This is a genomic window from Variovorax sp. P4_B10, assembly GCF_056402375.1.
Window position 1 is genome coordinate 148,679 of sequence record NZ_JBFUHN010000001.1, and the last position, 17,158, is coordinate 165,836.

Here is a 17,158-nt window from a genome sequence, read left to right on the forward strand (position 1 = left end):
GTTCATGCGTTTCACTCCTTGTCGGTGCGCGCCGGCCACTGGAAGGCCGACGGCTGCTTGTCGAAGAACCGCTGCACCGCCTCGCGGTGCGGCGTGGTCTGGAAGCACAGCGCCTGGCCGTTGGCCTCGGCCTCGAAGGCGGCTTCCATGGCGCCCGCGTCGAGCGCGATGCGCTTGACCAGGCTCACGGCCAGCGGCGAGGCGCCGGCAAAGCTGTCTGCCAGCGCCAGCGCCCGCGGCAGCAGCGCGGCCTGCTCGTGCTGCTCCATCGCGATGCCGAGCGCCAGCGCCTCTCGCGCGTCCACTTCCCTGGACGAAAGGAACAGCTCGCGGGCACGCTGCGCGCCGACGATGCGCGGCAGGGTGTAGGTGGCGCCGCAGTCCGGGACGAGCCCGATCCGCATGAAGACCATGCAGAAGCGGGCGCGCGGCGTCACCAGCACGAAGTCCGCCGCCAGCGCCAGGCTGAAGCCGGCACCGTAGGCCGCACCGTCCACGGCGGCGATGACGGGGCGATCCAATGACAGCAGCTCGCGGAAGATCGCGTGCGTGCCGTGCATGCGTGCGCGCATGCCGTCGCTTTCAAGCTTGCCGGCTGCGGCGATGCCGCGCAGGTCGCCGCCCGCGCAGAAGGCGCCATTGGCGCCGGTGATCACCACGGCGCGCATGCCGCTGTCCGCCTTGACCTGCGCGATGGCGGCGGCCAGGCCCTCCTTCAGCTCGGGGGTGAGCGAGTTGCGGGTGGCGGGGTGATCGAGGGTGACCACGGCCGTGGTGCCGCGGCGCTCGAAGCGAACGCTCATGAGGACTCCTTTGCTGCCGAGGCGCGATGCTGCTCCTGCAGCTCGCGCCAGAGGATCTTGCCGGTGCCCGACTTGGGCAGGGCGTCCACGAATTCCACGAGACGGGGCGCCTTGTAGACCGCCATGCGGCTGCGTGCCCAATCGACGATGTCCTGCGCCTGTACCTCGCCGCGGAAGGCGGGCTTGAGCGAGACGATCGCCTTCACCGCCTCGCCCTGCCTGGCGTCGGGCACGCCGATGATGCAGGCCTCGTGGATCGCCGGATGCTCGTACATCATGTTCTCCACCTCGGCCGGCCAGACCTTGTAGCCCGAGCTGTTGATCATTCGCTTGAGGCGGTCGCGCATGAAGAAGTAGCCTTCTGCGTCCACGTAGGCCAGGTCGCCGGTACGGAAGAAGCGCTTGCCCTCCAGCTCGAAGAAAGCTTCGCGGTCGGCCTGCGGGTTGCGCCAGTAGCCGACGGTGTTCTGCGGCGCGTGGGTGACCAGTTCGCCCAGCTCGCCCTGCGGAAGTTCGCTCAGCGTCAGCGGATCCACGATGCGGGTGTCCACGCCCTGCGCCGGGATGCCCAGGCACTGGCGCTTGCCGCGCGCGAGCGGGTTGGCCTGCAGGAAGGAGGCGGTTTCCGTCAGGCCGTAGCCTTCGTTGTAGGTGATGCCGTATCGCTGCTGCATCATCGTCGCCACCGCTTCCGGCATGGCCGCGGCGCCGCCGGAGAGCAGGGTCAGGCTGGAGATGTCGCGATGCGCCACCTCGGGGTTCGCGAAGAAGTCCAGGATCATTGCCGGCGGGGCTGTCCACGCGGTGACGCGATGGCGCTCGATCAGCCGGGCGGCCAGGGCCGGATTCCAGCGTGGGAGCATCACCGAGGTGCCGCCCAGGAAGATCGGCATGTTCATGCCGTTCTGCAGGCCGAGCATGTGGAACAGCGGTGCGACAGCCAGCACCACCGTCTCGCAATGCAGGCCCTTCCAGACGTGCGAGGCGGCCAGGGACGCGATCACCGTCTGGTGGGTGTGCATGCAGCCCTTGGGGTGGCCGGTGGTGCCCGAGGTGTAGGGCAGGATGGCGAGATCCATGGGGCGCACGCCCGGATCGGCGCCATCGCCGGTGGCCGGCATGCTGGCCCAGCCCGCGCAATCGGGCCGCGAGATCGGACGCAGCGGCTCGAGCACCCAGTCCGGAATCTCGTCGGAGGCATCCGCCACGGCCTCGCTGTACGCGTGCACGACGATCCGCTCGAACAGGCCCGGCTCGAAGTGCTCCAGCAGCTCCTGCGCCACGAACGCAATGCGCGCGCCACTGTTCTCGGCGTAGTACCGAACCTCCTGGACCTTGCTCATCGGATTCACGGGCACCACCACGCCGCCCGCGCGCAGGATCGCGTAGCACGCGACCACGAACTGTGGGCAGTTCTGGCTGGCCACCAGCACGCGGTCGCCGCGCTGCAGCTTGAGCGTGTCGCGCAGCCAGGCCGACATCGCAGCCACGCGCTGCTGGAGTTCGGCATAGCGGACGACGCTGCCACAGTAGACGATCGCGGCCTTTTCGGGATACCGCCGCGCCGCGACCTCGAGGTACTCCGGCAGCGTCGCCTGCGGCACGACCAGCTCGCGTGCGACGCCCTTGGGCCAGAAACGGAAGTGCGGATGTTCACCCTGGGCCATCATTGCCTCTCCATGGCCCGCGCGATGATCTCTTTCATCACCTCGTTGGCACCACCATAGATGCGGCCGACGCGCACGTCGGCATACAGCCGCGCGATCGGGTATTCGTTCATGAAGCCGTAGCCGCCGTGCAGCTGCAGGCATTCGTCGACGATGCGGCAGCAGGCGTCGGTGGTCCACCACTTGGCCATGGCGGCCGTCGGCACGTCGAGTTCGCCGCGCATCAGGCGGGCGATGCAGTCGTCCACGAAGGCGCGCGCCACCTGCGCCTGCGTCTCGCACTCGGCGAGCTTGAAGCGGGTGTTCTGCATCTTCAAAAGCGGCTGGCCGAACACCTGGCGGTCGCGCACGTAGTCGAGCGTGTCGCCGATCGCGCGCTGCATGGTCGCCACCGCGCCGACGGCGATCAGCATGCGCTCGCGCGGCAGCTGCGCCATGAGCTGCGCGAAGCCGCAGCCCTCCTGGCCGCCCAGCAGGTTGTCGGCCGGCACGCGCACGTCGTCGAAGAACAGCTCTGTGGTGTCCAGCGTCTTCTGGCCCATCTTGTCGAGCAGCGGCCCGCGGCGAAAGCCCGCCGTGCCTTCGGTCTCCACCATCAGCAGCGAGATGCCCTTGCCGCCGGCGGCCGCATCGGTCTTGGCCGCGACGCAGACCAGGCCGGCGTGCATGCCGTTGGTGATGAAGGTCTTGCTGCCGCTGATGCGCCAGTGGTCGCCGTCGCGCCGCGCCTGCGTCTTGATGCGCTGCAGGTCGGTGCCGGCGCCGGGCTCGGTCATCGCGATGGCCGCCACCAGCTCGCCGCTGGCCATGCGCGGCAGCCAACGCAGCTTCTGCGCCTCGGTGCCGTAGGCCAGCAGGTAGTGGGCGACGATGCCGCTGTGCACGTTGTTGCTGAAGCTCTGCGCCATGGCGCGCATCTGCTCCTCGCAGATCACCGCCTCGTGCAGGAAGCTGCCGCCGCCGCCGCCGTATTCCTCGGGGATGCTGGCGCACAGCAGCCCGGCCGCACCGGCCTGGGTCCAGATGTCGCGGTCGGCATGGTGCTGCGCGCGCCAGCGCGGCTCGTTGGGCACGCACTCGCGCTCGAAGAAGCGGCGTGCGCTGTCGCGCAGCATCTCGAGTTCTTCGTTCATCCACGGCCGCGTGGCAACGGCCCCGCCGGTCATGGCCGGCCGCCTCCGCAGACCAGCACCTGCCCGCTCACATAGTTCGACTCCGGAATGCAGAACAGGTAGACCGCGCCCGCCGCTTCCTGCGGCGTGCCGCCGCGGCCGAGCGGGATCAGGGCTTCGGCGTTCTTGAGGATCTGCGGGTTGACCCCGACCTTGATCTGCCGGCCCTCGATGTCGATGCTGGCGCCCGCGCTGGCATCGGCTTCGGTCAGCCGGGTCTTGATCAGGCCGAAGGCAACGCTGTTGACCGTGACCTTGTAGCGCCCCCACTCCTTGGCCATCGCCTTGGTCAGGCCGTTGATGCCGGCCTTGGCGGCCGCGTAGTTGGCCTGGCCCGCGTTGCCGTACACGCCGGAGGTGGACGAGATGTTGACCACCTTGCGGAACACTTCCTGGCCTTCGTCGGCCTCGCGCCTGGTGGCATCGCGGATGAAGCTGGAGGCGGCGCGCAGGATGCGGAAGGGCGCGGTCAGGTGCACGGCCAGCATGGCTTCCCACTGCTCGTCGCTCATCTTCTGCACCACGTTGTCCCAGGTGTAGCCGGCGTTGTTGACGATGATGTCCAGGCCGCCATAGCTGTCGACGGCGGTGCGCACGAAGCGGTCGGCAAAGCCGCTGTCCGTCACGCTGCCGGCGCAGGCGATGGCGCTGCCGCCCGCGGCCACGATGTCGTTGACGGTCTGCGCGGCCGGCTCGGCGTCGAGGTCGTTGATGACGACGCGGGCGCCGTCGCTCGCCAGCTTGAGCGCGATCTCGCGCCCGATGCCGCGGCCGGAGCCGGAGACGATGGCAACCTTGCCTTCGAGCTTTCTGCTGCTGTTCATGTGTTGTCTCCTCGGGGGTGTGTCAGTGCCAGGCGACGACGGCTTCGCCGCTCAGCTTGATGGCGCCGTTCGCGTCGGTGCTTGCGACCTTCAGCCGCACGCTGCGCCGGCCCTCGTGCTCGAATTTCTCGGCGACGGTGCCGGTGCAGCCGATGCGCTCGCCCACATGGGTGAGGGCGGCAAAGCGCACCTCGAGCGAGCGGATCGCCGACTGCGGCGCCCAGTTCGTCAACAGCCGCGCGAGCCAGGCCGCCGACAGCATGCCGTGCGCGAAGACGTCGGGCATGCCCGCGGACTTCGCGAAATCGATGTCGACGTGGATCGGGTTGTGGTCGCCCGAGGCGCCGCAGTACAGCGCCAGGTCGAGCCGGCTGATCGGCGGCAGTTCCAGCGGGGGCAGGGCATCGCCGGGCTGCAGCGCGTTCCAGTCGGGAAGGGCGGTGGTCGTCATGGTGAGGCTTCCGGTCATGGGTTGCGCACCACGGTCACGCAGCGCAGCTCGGCCACGAGTTCGCCGTGCTGGTTGCTGACGTGGGTCTTGCGCACGACGAACTCGAGCGCGCCGTTCTTCTTGTCGTAGATGTCCTCGATGTGCTGGCGGAAGGTCAACGTGTCGCCGGCGTAGGCCATCGCGTGGTAGCTGAAGCCCTGCTCGCCGTGCAGCAGGCTGCGGTAGTCCATGCCCAGCAGCTCGCGAATGGCGGCCGGGTTCGGCGCCTCCATCTCCAGGCAGAAGAAGAAGGTGGGCGGCACCGGCAGGCCCGGGTGCCCCGCATCGCGCGCGGCGGCCTCGTCAATGTAGATCGGGTCCGTCTGGCCCGTGGCCTTGGCGAAGAAGCGCAGGCGGCCTTTTTCCACTTCCACCTGGAACGGCGGGAGCTGGTGGCCGATGTGGCGGCGATCGATCATCTCAAACGGCTTGGTACAGCGTCACCACGCAGGCGCCGCCCAGGCCCAGGTTGTGCTGCAGCGCGAGGCGCGCGCCTTCCACCTGGCGCTGCTCGGCCCGGCCGCGCAGTTGCCACACCAGCTCCGCGCATTGCGCCAGACCGGTGGCGCCGAGCGGATGGCCCTTGGACAACAGACCGCCCGAGGGATTGGTCACCACGCGCCCGCCATAGGTGTTGTCGCCCTCGACGATGAAGCGCTCGGCCGTGCCCTCGGGCGTGAGGCCCAGCGCCTCGTAGGTGATGAGTTCGTTGGCGGTGAAGCAGTCGTGCAGTTCCACCACGTCCAGTTMCTCGGGACCGATGCCGGCGTCTTCGTACACCTGCCGGGCCGCGGCGGCGGTCATGTCGTAGCCGACCAGCTTGCGCATGTCCTTGCTCTCGAAGGTGGAGGGCGTGTCGGTGGTCATCGCCTGCGCCGCGATCACCACGCGCATGTCCAGGCCATGCTTCTGCGCGAACTCGGCCGAGCAGACGATGGCCGCGGCCGCGCCGCAGGTGGGCGGGCAGCACTGGAAGCGCGTGAGCGGATCGAACACCAGCGGCGAGGCCATCACCTCGTCCAGGGTCAGCGTCTGGCGGAACACCGCGAGCGGGTTGCGCGCGGCATGCTGGCGGGCCTTCACCGAGATGCGGCCGAAGGTGTCGCGGCGGATGCCGTGCTGCGCCATGTAGTCGCGGCCGGCGCCGCCGAAGAACTGCGCGGCGCGCGGCGCTTCCGGAACGAAGCCTTGCTTCTGCGTCATCACCTCGGCGAAGCGCGCCATCGGCGAGGGCCGATCGTCGTAGGCGCCCTTGAGTGCGCCGGGCTGCATCTGCTCGAAGCCGAGCGCGATGGCGCACTCGACCATGCCGCTTTCGACCGCCTGGCGCGCGAGGAACAGCGCGCTGGAGCCGGTGGAACAGTTGTTGTTGAGGTTGAAGACCGGAATGCCGCTGAGGCCGACGCCGTAGATGGCGGCCTGCCCGGCGGTGGAGTCGCCGTAGACATAGCCCACATAGGCCTGTTGCACCAGCGAATAGTCGACGCCGGCGTCGTCGAGCGCGAGCTTCGCGGCGCGCGCTCCCATCACGGTGTACGGGTCGCTGGCGCCGGGCTTGGTGAAGGGAATCATGCCCACGCCGACCACATGGACGGGGCGCTGCATACGTGTCATTGAAACTCCTGGGTGAGACGCGGTGACGATGGAATGAAGTCTCGGCCGACGTGCGGGCATCGACAATCGCGGATCGGCCCAAAACGATTGGCCGAAACGCTCATGCGGGCTCGCGATAGCGGAAGGTGCCCATCGCGCGCGCCGCCACTTCGCCGCAGGCGTCGGTGACGGTGGCTTCGCAGAAACACACCGAGCGGCCGCCGCCGGTGGCGCGCCCTTGCGCCTGCAGCAGCCCGCTCGCGGGCCGCATGAAGGCGATGTGCATGTCGACCGTGACGACCTCTCGCGCGTAGTCGACGCGCGATAGCGCGGCATGGGCCATCGCGCTGTCGAGCAGGGTCATCAGCACGCCGCCGTGGCCGTTGGCGTGGTTGTTCAGCAGTTCGGGGCGCAGCGCCACCGACACCACGGATTCACCGCCTTCGGCCCGCTCGACCCGCAGGCCCAGGTGCTCGGAGAAGGGCACGTAACGCTGCGGCCCGCTGCGCGGCCGGTCGTCGCCTTCTTGCGGCGCGCTCGCGAGGTGCAGGCTCATGGCGTGGCTCCCCGCTTCGACGCGGCGGCTGCCGCCGTGAAGTCGCGCGGCCCCGTCAGCGCAAGGCCGCCGTCGACAGGAATGACGGCGCCCGTGATGTACGAGCCCCAGTCGCTCGCGAGCATCATCGCCATGCGGCTGATGTCCTCGATGCGGCCCAGGCGCTTCAGTGGCACGCGCTCGGCCATGGCCTTCATCGTGTCGTCGGTGGGCGCGAGCCGCTTCAGGCCTTCGGTGTCGGCGATCGGCCCGGGCACGATGGAGTTGATGCGGATGCCCTGCGGACCCCACTCCAGCGCCAGCACCTGCGTCAGCATGTCGACCCCCGCCTTGGCCGCGCACACATGGGCCTGGAAGGGCGTCGGCGTGAAGGCCTGCCCGGCGGAGATCTGGATCACGCAGGCGCCGGGTTGGCGCAGATGCGCATGCGCCAGCCGGGCGACGTTGAAGCTGCCCAGCAGGTCGATGTCGATCACGGTCTTGAAGGCGTTGGGCGACATGTCGAGCGCACTGGCGAGGAAGTTGCCCGCCGCGCCCGAGACCAGCACGTCGATGGGGCCGAAACGCTGCGCGCCCTGCGCGAAGGCGCGTTCCAGCGCCTCGGGCTGGCGCACGTCGGCCGGAATGCCGAGCGCCTGCGTGCCGAGCGCTTCGAGCTGCTGCGCGGCCGCTGCCACCTTGTCGGCCGAGCGGCTGAGCACCGTGAGGCGCGCACCGGCGCGCGCGAAGGCCTGCGCGATGCCGAAGTTGATGCCGCTGGAGCCACCGGCCACGGCCACGTGGCGGCCCTTGAAATCGAATGCGGAAAAGTCCATGGGGTTCATTGCTCCTGTCACTCTGGCTTGAAGCCGATCTCGGCCAGCATCTTCCGCTCGCGCTCGAACTGGGCACGGGCGTAGTCGGCATAGCTCTCGCCGGTCATCAGCTTGGGCTGCATGTCGAACAGCTCCAGCTGCTGGAGGTAGGTGGGGTCCGCCGCAGCCTTGCTGAAGGCCGCGTGCAGCCTGGTGGCGATCTTCGGATCGAGGTTCTTCGGTGCCACCAGGCCCACCGGCGATTCGATCACCATGTCATGACCCAGCTCCTTCACGGTCGGCACGTCGTAGCGTTTCAGGCGCTCCGCGGTGAAGGTGGCGAGCAGGCGCACCTTGCCGCCCTGAACCTGGGGCCCGAAGCCGGGGTCGCCGTAGACGTCGAGATGGCGCCCGATCACCGCCTGGAAAGCCTCGCTGCCGCCCTTGTAGGGCACCAGGTTGAAGGAGGTGCCCGCCTGCCTGGCGAGCCGCTCGGCGTAGATGCGGTTGATGCTGATCGCACCGACGTTGCCCCAGCTGACGACGCCGGGACGCTTCTTCGCGTCTGCCAGCAGCTCGGGCAGCGACTTCCAGGGCGCATCGGAGGCCACCACGATGCCGGTGGTGAGCCCGGCCAGCCCGATCAGGTAGGTGAAATCCTTGAGAGGGTCCCAGGTCACCTTCTGCACCAGCGGTGCGCGGATCACCGAGTTGTGCATGACCGCGATCGTGTAGCCGTCGGCTTCGTTCATGGTCGCGAGCGATGCGGTGCCGGTGACGCCGCCCGCGCCCGGCCTGTGCATCAGYACGATGGGCTGTCCCAGGTCCCTGGAGGCGGCCTCGGCCAGCGTGCGGAAGATCGGGTCGAAGGAGCCGCCGGGCGGAAATGGCAGCACGAGTTGGATTGGCTTGTGCGGGTAAGGGTCGGCGGCCTGCGCCAGCGGCGCGGCCAGCGCGCAGGCGGCCAGTGCGGCCAGGGCCGCGCGGCGATGCATCTTCGTCATGGTGTTGTCTCCTGTCGTTTGAAATTGCGGGTCAGGCGGCCTGCGGCAGCGGCAGGTAGCGGAAGGAGCCCTGCGCACGCGCGACGACCCGGCCGCCGTCATCGGTGACCGAGGCACGGCACCAGGCGATGCTGGCGTCGTGCTGCACCACTTCGCCGTCGGCCGTGAGCCGGCCGCGGCCCGGCGCGTGGAAGCTGGTGCTGAGGTTGAGCGTGACGGCGGTGCGCGCGAAGTCGAACAGCGACACGGCGGCGCTCGCCATGACCACGTCGAGCAGCGTGACCAGCACGCCGCCATGCACGGCACCGATGACGTTGCCGAGTTCAGGCCGCTCGTCGATGACGAGGCGCGCGCGGCCGCCTTCGGAGAACTCGCGGCGCGCGCCCAGCAGGCGCGTGAACGGCACCTGGCCGAACAGGTTACGGCCGTCTGTGCCCCTGACGGGCTTCATGTCTGCACCCGCTCGCGCAGCACGTTCTTCAGCACCTTGCCCGCGGCCGACAGCGGCAGTTCGCGCAAAAAGGTGATGCCGCGCGGGCATTTGTAGCCGGCCAGGCGCTCACGGCACCAGGCGCGCAGCGCGTCGGCCGTGGCCGCGGTGCCGTCGGCGCCCTCGGCCATCACGACCGCCGCGTGCACCGCCTCGCCCCAGCGCGCGTCCGGCACGCCGATGACCGCCGCCTGCCTGACCTGGGGATGGCTGCGCAGCGCGGCCTCCACCTCGGCGCAGTACACGTTCTCGCCGCCGCTGATGATCATGTCCTTCAGGCGGTCGACGATGAACAGGTAGCCGTCGTCCAGCATGCGGCCGGCATCGCCGGTGCGCAGCCAGCCGCCCTGCAGCGCGGCGGCCGTGGCCTCGGGGTTGCGCCAGTAGCCCTGCATCACCATCGGCCCGCGCGCCAGGATCTCGCCCACCTCGCCGCGCGGCAACTCGCGGCCGCTCTCGTCGGCGACGATGATCTCGGCGCCGAGTCCGGCGCGGCCGACGGCGTTCAGGCGGCCGAGCGCGCGTGCTTCGGGCCGGTGGTTGGCCGGCAGGTTGATGCACACGGCACCTGCGGTTTCGGTGAGGCCGTAGGCCTGGAAGAACTCGGCATGCGGCCACGCGGCCAGCGCGCGGTCGAGCAAGTCCGGTGGCATCGGTGCGGCGCCGAACGCGATGCGCGTGAGGCTGCGCACGCGCTCGGGCGTGAACGAAGGATCGTCCAGCAGCGACTGCAGCATGCTCGGCACCACGATGATGTCGCCGATGCGGTGCGCCGCGATCGCCTCGATCACCGACGCGGGCCGGAACTGCGCCATCGTCACGCAACTGCCGCCGACGATCAGCTGGCCCACCAGCCGGCCGAGGCCCGCGACGTGGAACAGCGGTGCCACCAGCAGCGACACCGAGTCCGGCGCATTGTTGAGCTCGGCGCCCCGGGTCATCGACGCGGTCCAGAAGTTCGCGTGGCTCAGCATCACGCCCTTGGAGCGGCCGGTGGTGCCGCCGGTATAGAGAATGGCGGCGAGCGCGTCGCCGCCGGTGCGCGTGTCGGTCAGCGGCTCCAGCCCGGCGCTTTCCTCTTCCAGCGCGGCCAGGCGCAGCAGCGCGGTCTCGCCGCTGGGCGCCAGCGCCTGCAGCGTGTCGTCGACGAGCAGCAGCGAGGCTTCGCTGTCCTGCAGCGCATGCGCGAGCTCGGGCGTGCTCCAGCGGATGTTCAAGGGGCAGGCGACGGCACCCAGCCACCAGCATGCGAGGATGCCCCGCACCAGCTGGTCGCTGTTGGGTGCGAGCAGCGCCACGCGGTCGCCGCGCACGATGCCGCGCCGTGCCAACGCGGCCGCCTGCCGGGCCACGCCGTTCGACAGCTGCGCATGCGTCTGGCGGCGCACGCCGCTGTCGCCGACATGGGTGAGCGCCGTCATGTCGGCGTTGCGCTGGAGCGCGCGATGCAGGCCTTGGGTCAGGTACACGATGAAGCCGCCGACTGGTAACGAAGATGCGGCAAAGCTTAGGCCGGGCCGCGCCCCGCACCCATGGCGGGAAGCGCCAAAGGGCTTGGCGAAACCGCTCAGCGTTCCGGGGCGTGCGTCAGGCGGTATTCGCCGGGCGCCACGCCGGTCCACTGCTTGAAGGCGCGGTGGAAGGTGCTGGCTTCCGAGAAGCCCACGCGGTTGGCGATGTCGAGCAGCGGCAGTGGCGTGTGCAGCAGGTATTCGATGGCGGCATCGCGCCGCAGTTCGTCCTTGATCTGCTGGAAGCCGCGGCCTTCGTCGCGCAGGCGCCGGCGCAGCGTCTGCGGCGTCACGGCGAGCGCATCGCCCACTTCCTCCAGCGACGGCAGCTCGCTGCCCAGCCCCTTGCGCAGCAGCCGGCGGATGCGCTCGGTGAGGCTGCTGGTGTCGCGGTACTTCACGATCAGGTTGGCCGGCGATCCGGCGAGGAATTCGCGCAGGCTCTGCGGCGACTGCACCACCGGCAGGTCGAGCCAGCGCGCCTCGAACGACATGCCGACGTGCGCCTGGCCGTAGCGGATCGGCACCTGGTAGACACGCGAGGTTTCGGTGTTCGTCTGCTCGGCCGTGTAGTCGACCTCGAGCAGCGGAATGCGGCGCGCCACCAGCCAGGACGAGGCGTTGAAGGCGAACAGCATGAAGGCCTTCAACGCGTAGTCCAGCCGTGCATCGGAGGCACGCCGCAGCACGAACTGCACGTGCGCACTGCCGCCCTGCACCGTGAGGCGCGGCACGAAGTCGTGCAGCAGCAGGTGATAGGCGGCGAAGCCGTCGCGCAGGGCCTCGCCCAGCGTGGCACAGCGCACCAGCTGGCGCATGCACTGGCCGAAGCTGCCGGGCGGCAGCGGGCCGCTCAGCAGGCCCCAGATCTCGTCGCGCAGTTGGCGCCGCAGCGCGCGGATCAGCAGCGCGTACTGGCGCTGCGAGATGCGCGCCAGCGGCGACTCCAGCAGCGAGGGCGCGATGCCCGCCCTGGCCAGCACGCCAGCCGCATCGATGCCGCGATGGCGCGCGCCCATCAGGATGCTGTGCACCTGCTGGATGGCAACGGTGTGGTGGGTGAGCGTCATCGATGGCGGCCGTGGCAACTCGGCCGGTGGGATTGTAGGCAGCGCCCCTGCGGGAGGCACTGGAGGCGCCTCAGCCGATGGCGCCGGCCGCCCGCAGTTCGGCCACGGCCGGTGCGTCGAGCCCGGCCTGCCGCAGGATCTCGTCGGTGTGCTCCCCGGCGTGCGGGGCGGGCCGCGGAACGGATGGCTCGAAGCCGGTCATCTTGATGGGACAGCCGAGTTGCGGCGGCGCCGCATCATCGGCCGCAACGCGCATGCCGCGCGCGCGGAAATGCGGATGCGTGAGCGTCTCGTCGATGCGCAGCACCGGCGTCACGCAGCCCACCCCGTCGTGGAACAGGCCGCGCCAGTGTGCGAGCGGCCGCGCACCGAAGATGGCGGCCAGCTCCGCGCGCAGGCCTTCCTCGGTGGCGGCATCGCCGCTGCGGTGCAGGGGCGCGAGGTCGGGGCGCTCCAGCAGGCGGCACAGGTCGTTCCAGAACTTCGGCTCCAGCGCGCCGACGGCCACCTGCCGGTCGTCGGCCGTGCGGTAGAAGCCGTAGCAGGCGAGGGAACCCGTCAGCGCGCTGTGGCCGATGCGCGCCACCTGGCCGTGCTGGTGCAGGCCGGCCAGCGGCAGCACCGCATGGGCCAGCACGCCGTCGGCCATGGCGATGTCGACATGCCGTCCGCGGCCGCTGCGCGCGGCATCGAACAGCGCGGCCAGAATGCCCGCCACCGCGGTCATGGTGCCGCCCAGCAGATCGGCCACGGGCAGGTTCGACAGGGCAGGGCCCGCGGCATTGCCGATCTGGTCGGCCACGCCCGCGAGCGCCGCGTAGTTCAGGTCGTGCCCCGGCGTGTCGCACAGCGGGCCGGTCTGGCCGAAGCCGCTGATGCTGCAGTAGACGATGCGCGGGTTCGCGGCCGCCACCGCCTCGTAGCCCACGCCGAGCCGCTGCATCACGCCGGGCCGGAAGCCCTCGACCAGCACGTCGGCATTGCGGCACAGGCGAAGCAGCGTGGCCACGCCCTGCGGATGCTTGAGGTCGATGCGGATCGCGCGCTTGTTGCGGTTGACGAGCGCGCGCACGGCGGGGCTCGCGTAGTCGCCGGCGCCGGTGTCTTCGATCTTGACGACGTCGGCGCCGAGGTCGGCCAGGTGCATGGTGCCGAGCGGCCCCGGCAGCAGCCGGGTCAGGTCGAGAACGCGCACGCCGGCGAGCGGTGCGCCCGTGGATGCGCTCGCCGGGGATTCAAGGGAAGAGGAGGTCATGTGGCCTGCAATCTAGGCGGTGCAGGGCACCGCGGCAATGGCAGCACTGCTCCCGCCGATTGGCGAAAAGAATCAGCCGCCGATCACGCCGGAAAATGCTGGCTATCGGTCATTGCTCGCTGGCGCCGTGCTCCGATAGGTCGCGAAGGCGTCCGCTGCCACGGGTGCAATCCACCCGCCGTGCTCAGGAGTGGCAGACCAGCCCGTCCTTGAGCAGCGTGAACTCGAACTGGAGGTTGCCCGCACGCGCGCTGCGTGCCTGCACCAGCGTGCCGTCCGCACGCCACTGGCGCAGCGCGGCAGCGATGTAGTCGCGCGAGGCCGCATCGCCCGCGGGCAGCCGGATGACTGCGTCCGACGGCGGGCGCAGCCCGCTCGCCAGAGGCTTGTAGAAGCGCCACTCCTCGTTCTGCATGAGCCGTTCCAGCACCTCGCCGTCCTCGGCCAGCGCCGCGCATTCGCCGGCCATGAAGGCCGACGCCGCATGCACCGACGATGGGTAGCTGCGCGGCCGCGCGCCGTAGTGCTGCGACACCGCATCGGCATAGCCCGAGCCTTCGCCCACGCAGACCGAGGCGCCGCGCAGCGCGGACTCTTCCTGCACCTTGCCGCGGCGCAGCGCGACCACGAGGCCGCGGCCGATGTCGTAGCTGCCGGGGGCCGCGACGATGTCCTGCGCGGATTTCGCAGGCACGCCGGCGACCAGCAGGTCCACGCGGCCTTCGCGCAGCGCGGCCTCCTGTGTGGCGGAATCCAGCCCGACCAGCTCCAGCGGCACACCGATCGAAGCTGCCAGCTGCTGCGCGAGCGCGGCGTCGAAGCCATCGGGCTCAGGCGGCGTCGGCGCCTCGGGCGGGGCTGGGCGCGGATAGCGACGCACACCAACGATCAGCTTGCCGCGCTCGATCGCATGTGCGAGCACCGGCCCCTTCGGCAAGGTCGACAGCGCAGGCGTTGCGAAAGCCCAGGCGCCGCCGATACCTGCCAGCGCCACAGCCACAACCACGGCGAGGACAGTGCCCGCCGCGATCGGCCCGCGCTTCGGCAGCCTGCACTCAATCATCGAAGCTCAGCCCCTTGCGCCAGCGCAACAGGCGCCGCTCCAACAAGGCAAGCAGGTAGTTGAGCAGCAGCCCGAGCACCGCGAGCATCAGGATGCCGGCGTACATCGTCGGAATCTGGAAGGTCTCCTGCGAATTCAGCGTGAGAAAGCCCAGGCCGGAATGCGCCCCGATCATCTCGGCCGCCACCAGCGCCGTGATGCTGTACGCACCCGCCAGCCGGACACCGGTGAAGATCGACGGCAGCGAGGCCGGCAGCACCACCTTGAAGAAGACGAAGCGCTGTGAGGCGCCCATCGACAACGCCGAGTCGACGAGCAGCCGGTCGACCTGCTTCACGCCGCTCACGGTGCTCAGCAGCACCGGCCAGAAAGAGGCCCAGAAAATGATCGCAACCTTCGACAGTTCCCCAATGCCCAGGAACAGGATAAACACCGGAAACAGCGCGAAGGCCGAAGTCTGGCGAAACAGCTGCAGCACCGGATCGACGATGGCGGCCAGCCGCCTGAAACCGCCGACCAGCAGGCCCAGCACCACGCCGGCCGTGCTGGCGAGAACCAGCCCCCACAGCGAACGCTGCAGGCTCGCCGCCACGTGCTTCCAGAGTTGGCCGTTGTCGATCAGCTGACCGATGCTGGCCAGCACTGCCGAAGGCGGGCTCAGGTAGGCGTCGCTCACGATGCCCAGGCGCGGCAGCGCTTCCCACAGTGCCAGGAAGAGCACGATGCCGATGCCGCGCTCCGCAAGACGGCCGGCGCTGCGCGCGAACCCGAAGAAGACGCGGCCGTGCGGCCGTACGGCGGGCGCGTCGAACACGGCGCTCACGGCACCGCGCCCTCGAGCGGCTTCGGCCGGATGCCGATCTGCACCTCGTCCTTCAGCACTTCCCAGGCCCGGTGGCGCAGGGCGGCGAATTCGGCCGAATGGCGAAGCTCGGCCGAGCGCGGGCGCGCGAGTGGAATCTCGATGACGTCCTTGATGCGGCCGGGCCGCTGCGTCATCACCGCCACGCGGTCGGAGAGGTACACCGCCTCGTCCAGGCTGTGCGTGATGAAGACGATGGTCTTGCGGTACTGCTCCCAGATGCGCAGCAGCTCGCCCTGCAGGATCTCGCGCGTCTGCGCGTCGAGCGCCGCGAAGGGTTCGTCCATCAGCAGCACGTCGGGCTTGTAGGCCAGCGAGCGCGCGATGGCCACGCGCTGCTTCATGCCGCCCGAAATCTCGTGCGGATAGCGCTCGCCGAAGCCGTGCAGCCCGACCAGCTCCAGGTAGTCCTGCGCGGTGCGGCGGCGTTCGGCCTTGCCCACGCCGCGGATCTCGAGCCCGACGGCGATGTTGTCCAGCACCGAGAGCCACGGAAAGAGCGCATAGCCCTGGAACACCACGCCCTGGTTGCGGTTGATGCCCGCGAGCGGCTGGCCGTTGATGGCAATGCGCCCGCCGGTGCGCTCGGTCAGCCCGGCCAGGATGCCCAGGAAGGTCGACTTGCCGCAGCCCGAGGGGCCGAGCACCGAGAGGAATTCGCCTTCGCGCACGTCCAGGTCGAAGCCTTCGAGCACCCGCACGCGCTCGCTCGCGCCGCGGGCCGCATAGTCCATCCGCACGTCGCGGGCCGAGATCTTGATGCTCATGGCGTGCGGGCTCAGGACTTCGCGGGCTGCTGTTGCTGCTGCGCGAAGGGATTGAACTCGTTGGTGTAGACGTCCTTCACCGCCACCTTGCCTGCCGCGAGCTTGCCTTCGGACTGCAGGATGTCGATGTAGTACTGGATCGGCGGCTCGGTCACCACGAGGTCGTCGACGTAGGCGTAGCGGTCCACGTTCTTCAGGTCCATGTTGATGCGCTTGGCCACCAGCTTGCGGGCTTCCTCGGTGTTGGCGTTGACCCAGTTGCCGGCCTTGGCCAGCGCGACGACCACATCGCGCACCGCCTCGGGATGCCGGCGGATGAACTGGCCGTGCGCGCTGTAGGGGGCCATGCCGCCCAGGCCACCGTCGAGGTCGAAGTCGCTCCACAGGCGCACCAGCTGGTCGGCGTTGTCGGCGCGGCCCGAGAAGGGCGCGTGGATGATCGCGAGGTCGGTGTTGCGGGTCACCAGGGTCTGCTCGGCCTGTTCGTCGGGAATGACGACGAAGTTGATCTTCGTCACGTCCACGCCGTTCTGGCGCAGGTATTTCTTGGTCACGAACTCTGCGCAGGCGCCGAAGCTGTTGAAGCCGATGGTCTTGCCTTCGAGGTCCTTCGGTTGGCGGATGCCCGAGTCCTTGCGAACGAAGTACTTCATGTGCGGCGCTTCCTGCAGCGTCTTGCCGCCCGCAGCCACCACCTTGAGGTCTGCGCCCGACGCGATCGCCGAGATCACCAGCGGCACCATGCGGCTGCCGAAGTCGATCTCGCCCGTGCCCACCAGCGGAATGATCTGCGGCGCGGCGATCTTGCCGACGTATTCGGGGCGGGTGTTGGTGCCCTCGAAGTAGCCGAGCTCGTCGGCCAGGTAAATCAGGTCGAACGAGGGGTTGTTCGGATACTTGAAGGCGACCTTGTCGCCGGTTTTCTTCACCACGGCCGGGCCGTCGGCCGATGCGGCGTTGCTGTCTTCGCGCGAGCAGCCGGCGAGGGCGAGACCGCCGATGGCGCTCAACGAGGCGAGGGTCTTGAGTGCCACGCGCCTCGAAGGAGCGGTGCGGGCGGAATGCGATGGGGTCGTCTCGGTGGGCATGGCGGCGTGCTCCGGCAGCGGAGCGGCTTGTCGGGTTGCGAAGCGTGGATCGTAGGAAGGCCGCCACGCCGCATCAACGAAGAAAACCGCGCATGCATATGCGCGGATGCGTGCCACTTCCACCTGCGCGCTCTGCGCAGCGCAGCCTG

Annotated in this window: 18 protein-coding genes; all 18 read right to left on the reverse strand. The window is 69.6% G+C overall.

What is annotated here, in order from left to right; all coding sequences use genetic code 11:
• Positions 1 to 11: 11 nt before the first annotated feature.
• Entirely contained in the window at positions 12 to 803 is a 792-nt protein-coding gene (locus AC1DXX_RS00745) for an enoyl-CoA hydratase/isomerase family protein (RefSeq protein WP_478132245.1), read from the reverse strand.
• On the reverse strand, positions 800 to 2,473 hold the full coding sequence (locus tag AC1DXX_RS00750) for a long-chain-fatty-acid--CoA ligase (protein WP_478132246.1): 1,674 nt from the start codon (positions 2,471 to 2,473) through the stop codon (positions 800 to 802). The genes AC1DXX_RS00745 and AC1DXX_RS00750 overlap by 4 nt, the downstream gene beginning before the upstream one ends.
• Complete coding sequence (locus AC1DXX_RS00755) at positions 2,470 to 3,636, reverse strand: acyl-CoA dehydrogenase family protein (protein WP_478132247.1); 1,167 nt, start codon at positions 3,634 to 3,636, stop codon at positions 2,470 to 2,472. The genes AC1DXX_RS00750 and AC1DXX_RS00755 overlap by 4 nt, the downstream gene beginning before the upstream one ends.
• Positions 3,633 to 4,466 carry an SDR family NAD(P)-dependent oxidoreductase gene (locus AC1DXX_RS00760; RefSeq protein WP_478132248.1) on the reverse strand — a complete coding sequence of 278 codons (834 nt, stop codon included), beginning with the start codon at positions 4,464 to 4,466 and terminating at the stop codon, positions 3,633 to 3,635. The genes AC1DXX_RS00755 and AC1DXX_RS00760 overlap by 4 nt, the downstream gene beginning before the upstream one ends.
• 22 nt (positions 4,467 to 4,488) lie before the next feature.
• Complete coding sequence (locus AC1DXX_RS00765) at positions 4,489 to 4,917, reverse strand: MaoC family dehydratase (protein ID WP_478132249.1); 429 nt, start codon at positions 4,915 to 4,917, stop codon at positions 4,489 to 4,491.
• 14 nt (positions 4,918 to 4,931) lie between these two features.
• Positions 4,932 to 5,375 carry a MaoC family dehydratase N-terminal domain-containing protein gene (locus tag AC1DXX_RS00770; RefSeq protein ID WP_478132250.1) on the reverse strand — a complete coding sequence of 148 codons (444 nt, stop codon included), beginning with the start codon at positions 5,373 to 5,375 and terminating at the stop codon, positions 4,932 to 4,934.
• Position 5,376: 1 nt separating this feature from the next.
• The gene (locus tag AC1DXX_RS00775; RefSeq protein WP_478132324.1) at positions 5,377 to 6,561 is read right to left on the reverse strand and encodes a lipid-transfer protein; all 1,185 of its coding nucleotides are present in this window, start codon (positions 6,559 to 6,561) and stop codon (positions 5,377 to 5,379) included.
• Between the two features lie 109 nt (positions 6,562 to 6,670).
• Positions 6,671 to 7,105, reverse strand: coding sequence for a PaaI family thioesterase (locus AC1DXX_RS00780; RefSeq protein ID WP_478132251.1), 435 nt, complete (start codon positions 7,103 to 7,105; stop codon positions 6,671 to 6,673).
• Positions 7,102 to 7,920 (reverse strand): SDR family oxidoreductase, encoded by an 819-nt coding sequence (locus tag AC1DXX_RS00785; RefSeq protein ID WP_478132252.1) that lies wholly within the window; start codon positions 7,918 to 7,920, stop codon positions 7,102 to 7,104. The genes AC1DXX_RS00780 and AC1DXX_RS00785 overlap by 4 nt, the downstream gene beginning before the upstream one ends.
• Before the next feature lie 17 nt (positions 7,921 to 7,937).
• Entirely contained in the window at positions 7,938 to 8,903 is a 966-nt protein-coding gene (locus tag AC1DXX_RS00790; RefSeq protein ID WP_478132253.1) for a tripartite tricarboxylate transporter substrate binding protein, read from the reverse strand.
• 31 nt (positions 8,904 to 8,934) lie between these two features.
• Entirely contained in the window at positions 8,935 to 9,354 is a 420-nt protein-coding gene (locus AC1DXX_RS00795) for a PaaI family thioesterase (RefSeq protein ID WP_478132254.1), read from the reverse strand.
• Complete coding sequence (locus AC1DXX_RS00800; RefSeq protein WP_478132255.1) at positions 9,351 to 10,862, reverse strand: class I adenylate-forming enzyme family protein; 1,512 nt, start codon at positions 10,860 to 10,862, stop codon at positions 9,351 to 9,353. The genes AC1DXX_RS00795 and AC1DXX_RS00800 overlap by 4 nt, the downstream gene beginning before the upstream one ends.
• A 98-nt stretch (positions 10,863 to 10,960) precedes the next feature.
• Positions 10,961 to 11,974 (reverse strand): AraC family transcriptional regulator, encoded by a 1,014-nt coding sequence (locus tag AC1DXX_RS00805; RefSeq protein WP_478132256.1) that lies wholly within the window; start codon positions 11,972 to 11,974, stop codon positions 10,961 to 10,963.
• 70 nt (positions 11,975 to 12,044) lie between these two features.
• Positions 12,045 to 13,229 carry a CaiB/BaiF CoA transferase family protein gene (locus tag AC1DXX_RS00810; RefSeq protein WP_478132257.1) on the reverse strand — a complete coding sequence of 395 codons (1,185 nt, stop codon included), beginning with the start codon at positions 13,227 to 13,229 and terminating at the stop codon, positions 12,045 to 12,047.
• A gap of 184 nt (positions 13,230 to 13,413) precedes the next feature.
• Positions 13,414 to 14,292: a transporter substrate-binding domain-containing protein gene (locus tag AC1DXX_RS00815; protein WP_478132258.1), complete on the reverse strand. Its 879-nt coding sequence runs from the start codon at positions 14,290 to 14,292 to the stop codon at positions 13,414 to 13,416.
• Positions 14,285 to 15,115 (reverse strand): ABC transporter permease, encoded by an 831-nt coding sequence (locus tag AC1DXX_RS00820; RefSeq protein ID WP_478132259.1) that lies wholly within the window; start codon positions 15,113 to 15,115, stop codon positions 14,285 to 14,287. Before AC1DXX_RS00820 ends, AC1DXX_RS00815 begins: the two co-directional genes overlap by 8 nt.
• Positions 15,112 to 15,921: an ABC transporter ATP-binding protein gene (locus AC1DXX_RS00825; protein WP_478132260.1), complete on the reverse strand. Its 810-nt coding sequence runs from the start codon at positions 15,919 to 15,921 to the stop codon at positions 15,112 to 15,114. Before AC1DXX_RS00825 ends, AC1DXX_RS00820 begins: the two co-directional genes overlap by 4 nt.
• A gap of 11 nt (positions 15,922 to 15,932) precedes the next feature.
• Positions 15,933 to 17,009, reverse strand: a complete 1,077-nt coding sequence (locus AC1DXX_RS00830) for an ABC transporter substrate-binding protein (RefSeq protein WP_478132261.1) — start codon at positions 17,007 to 17,009, stop codon at positions 15,933 to 15,935.
• Positions 17,010 to 17,158: the final 149 nt, after the last annotated feature.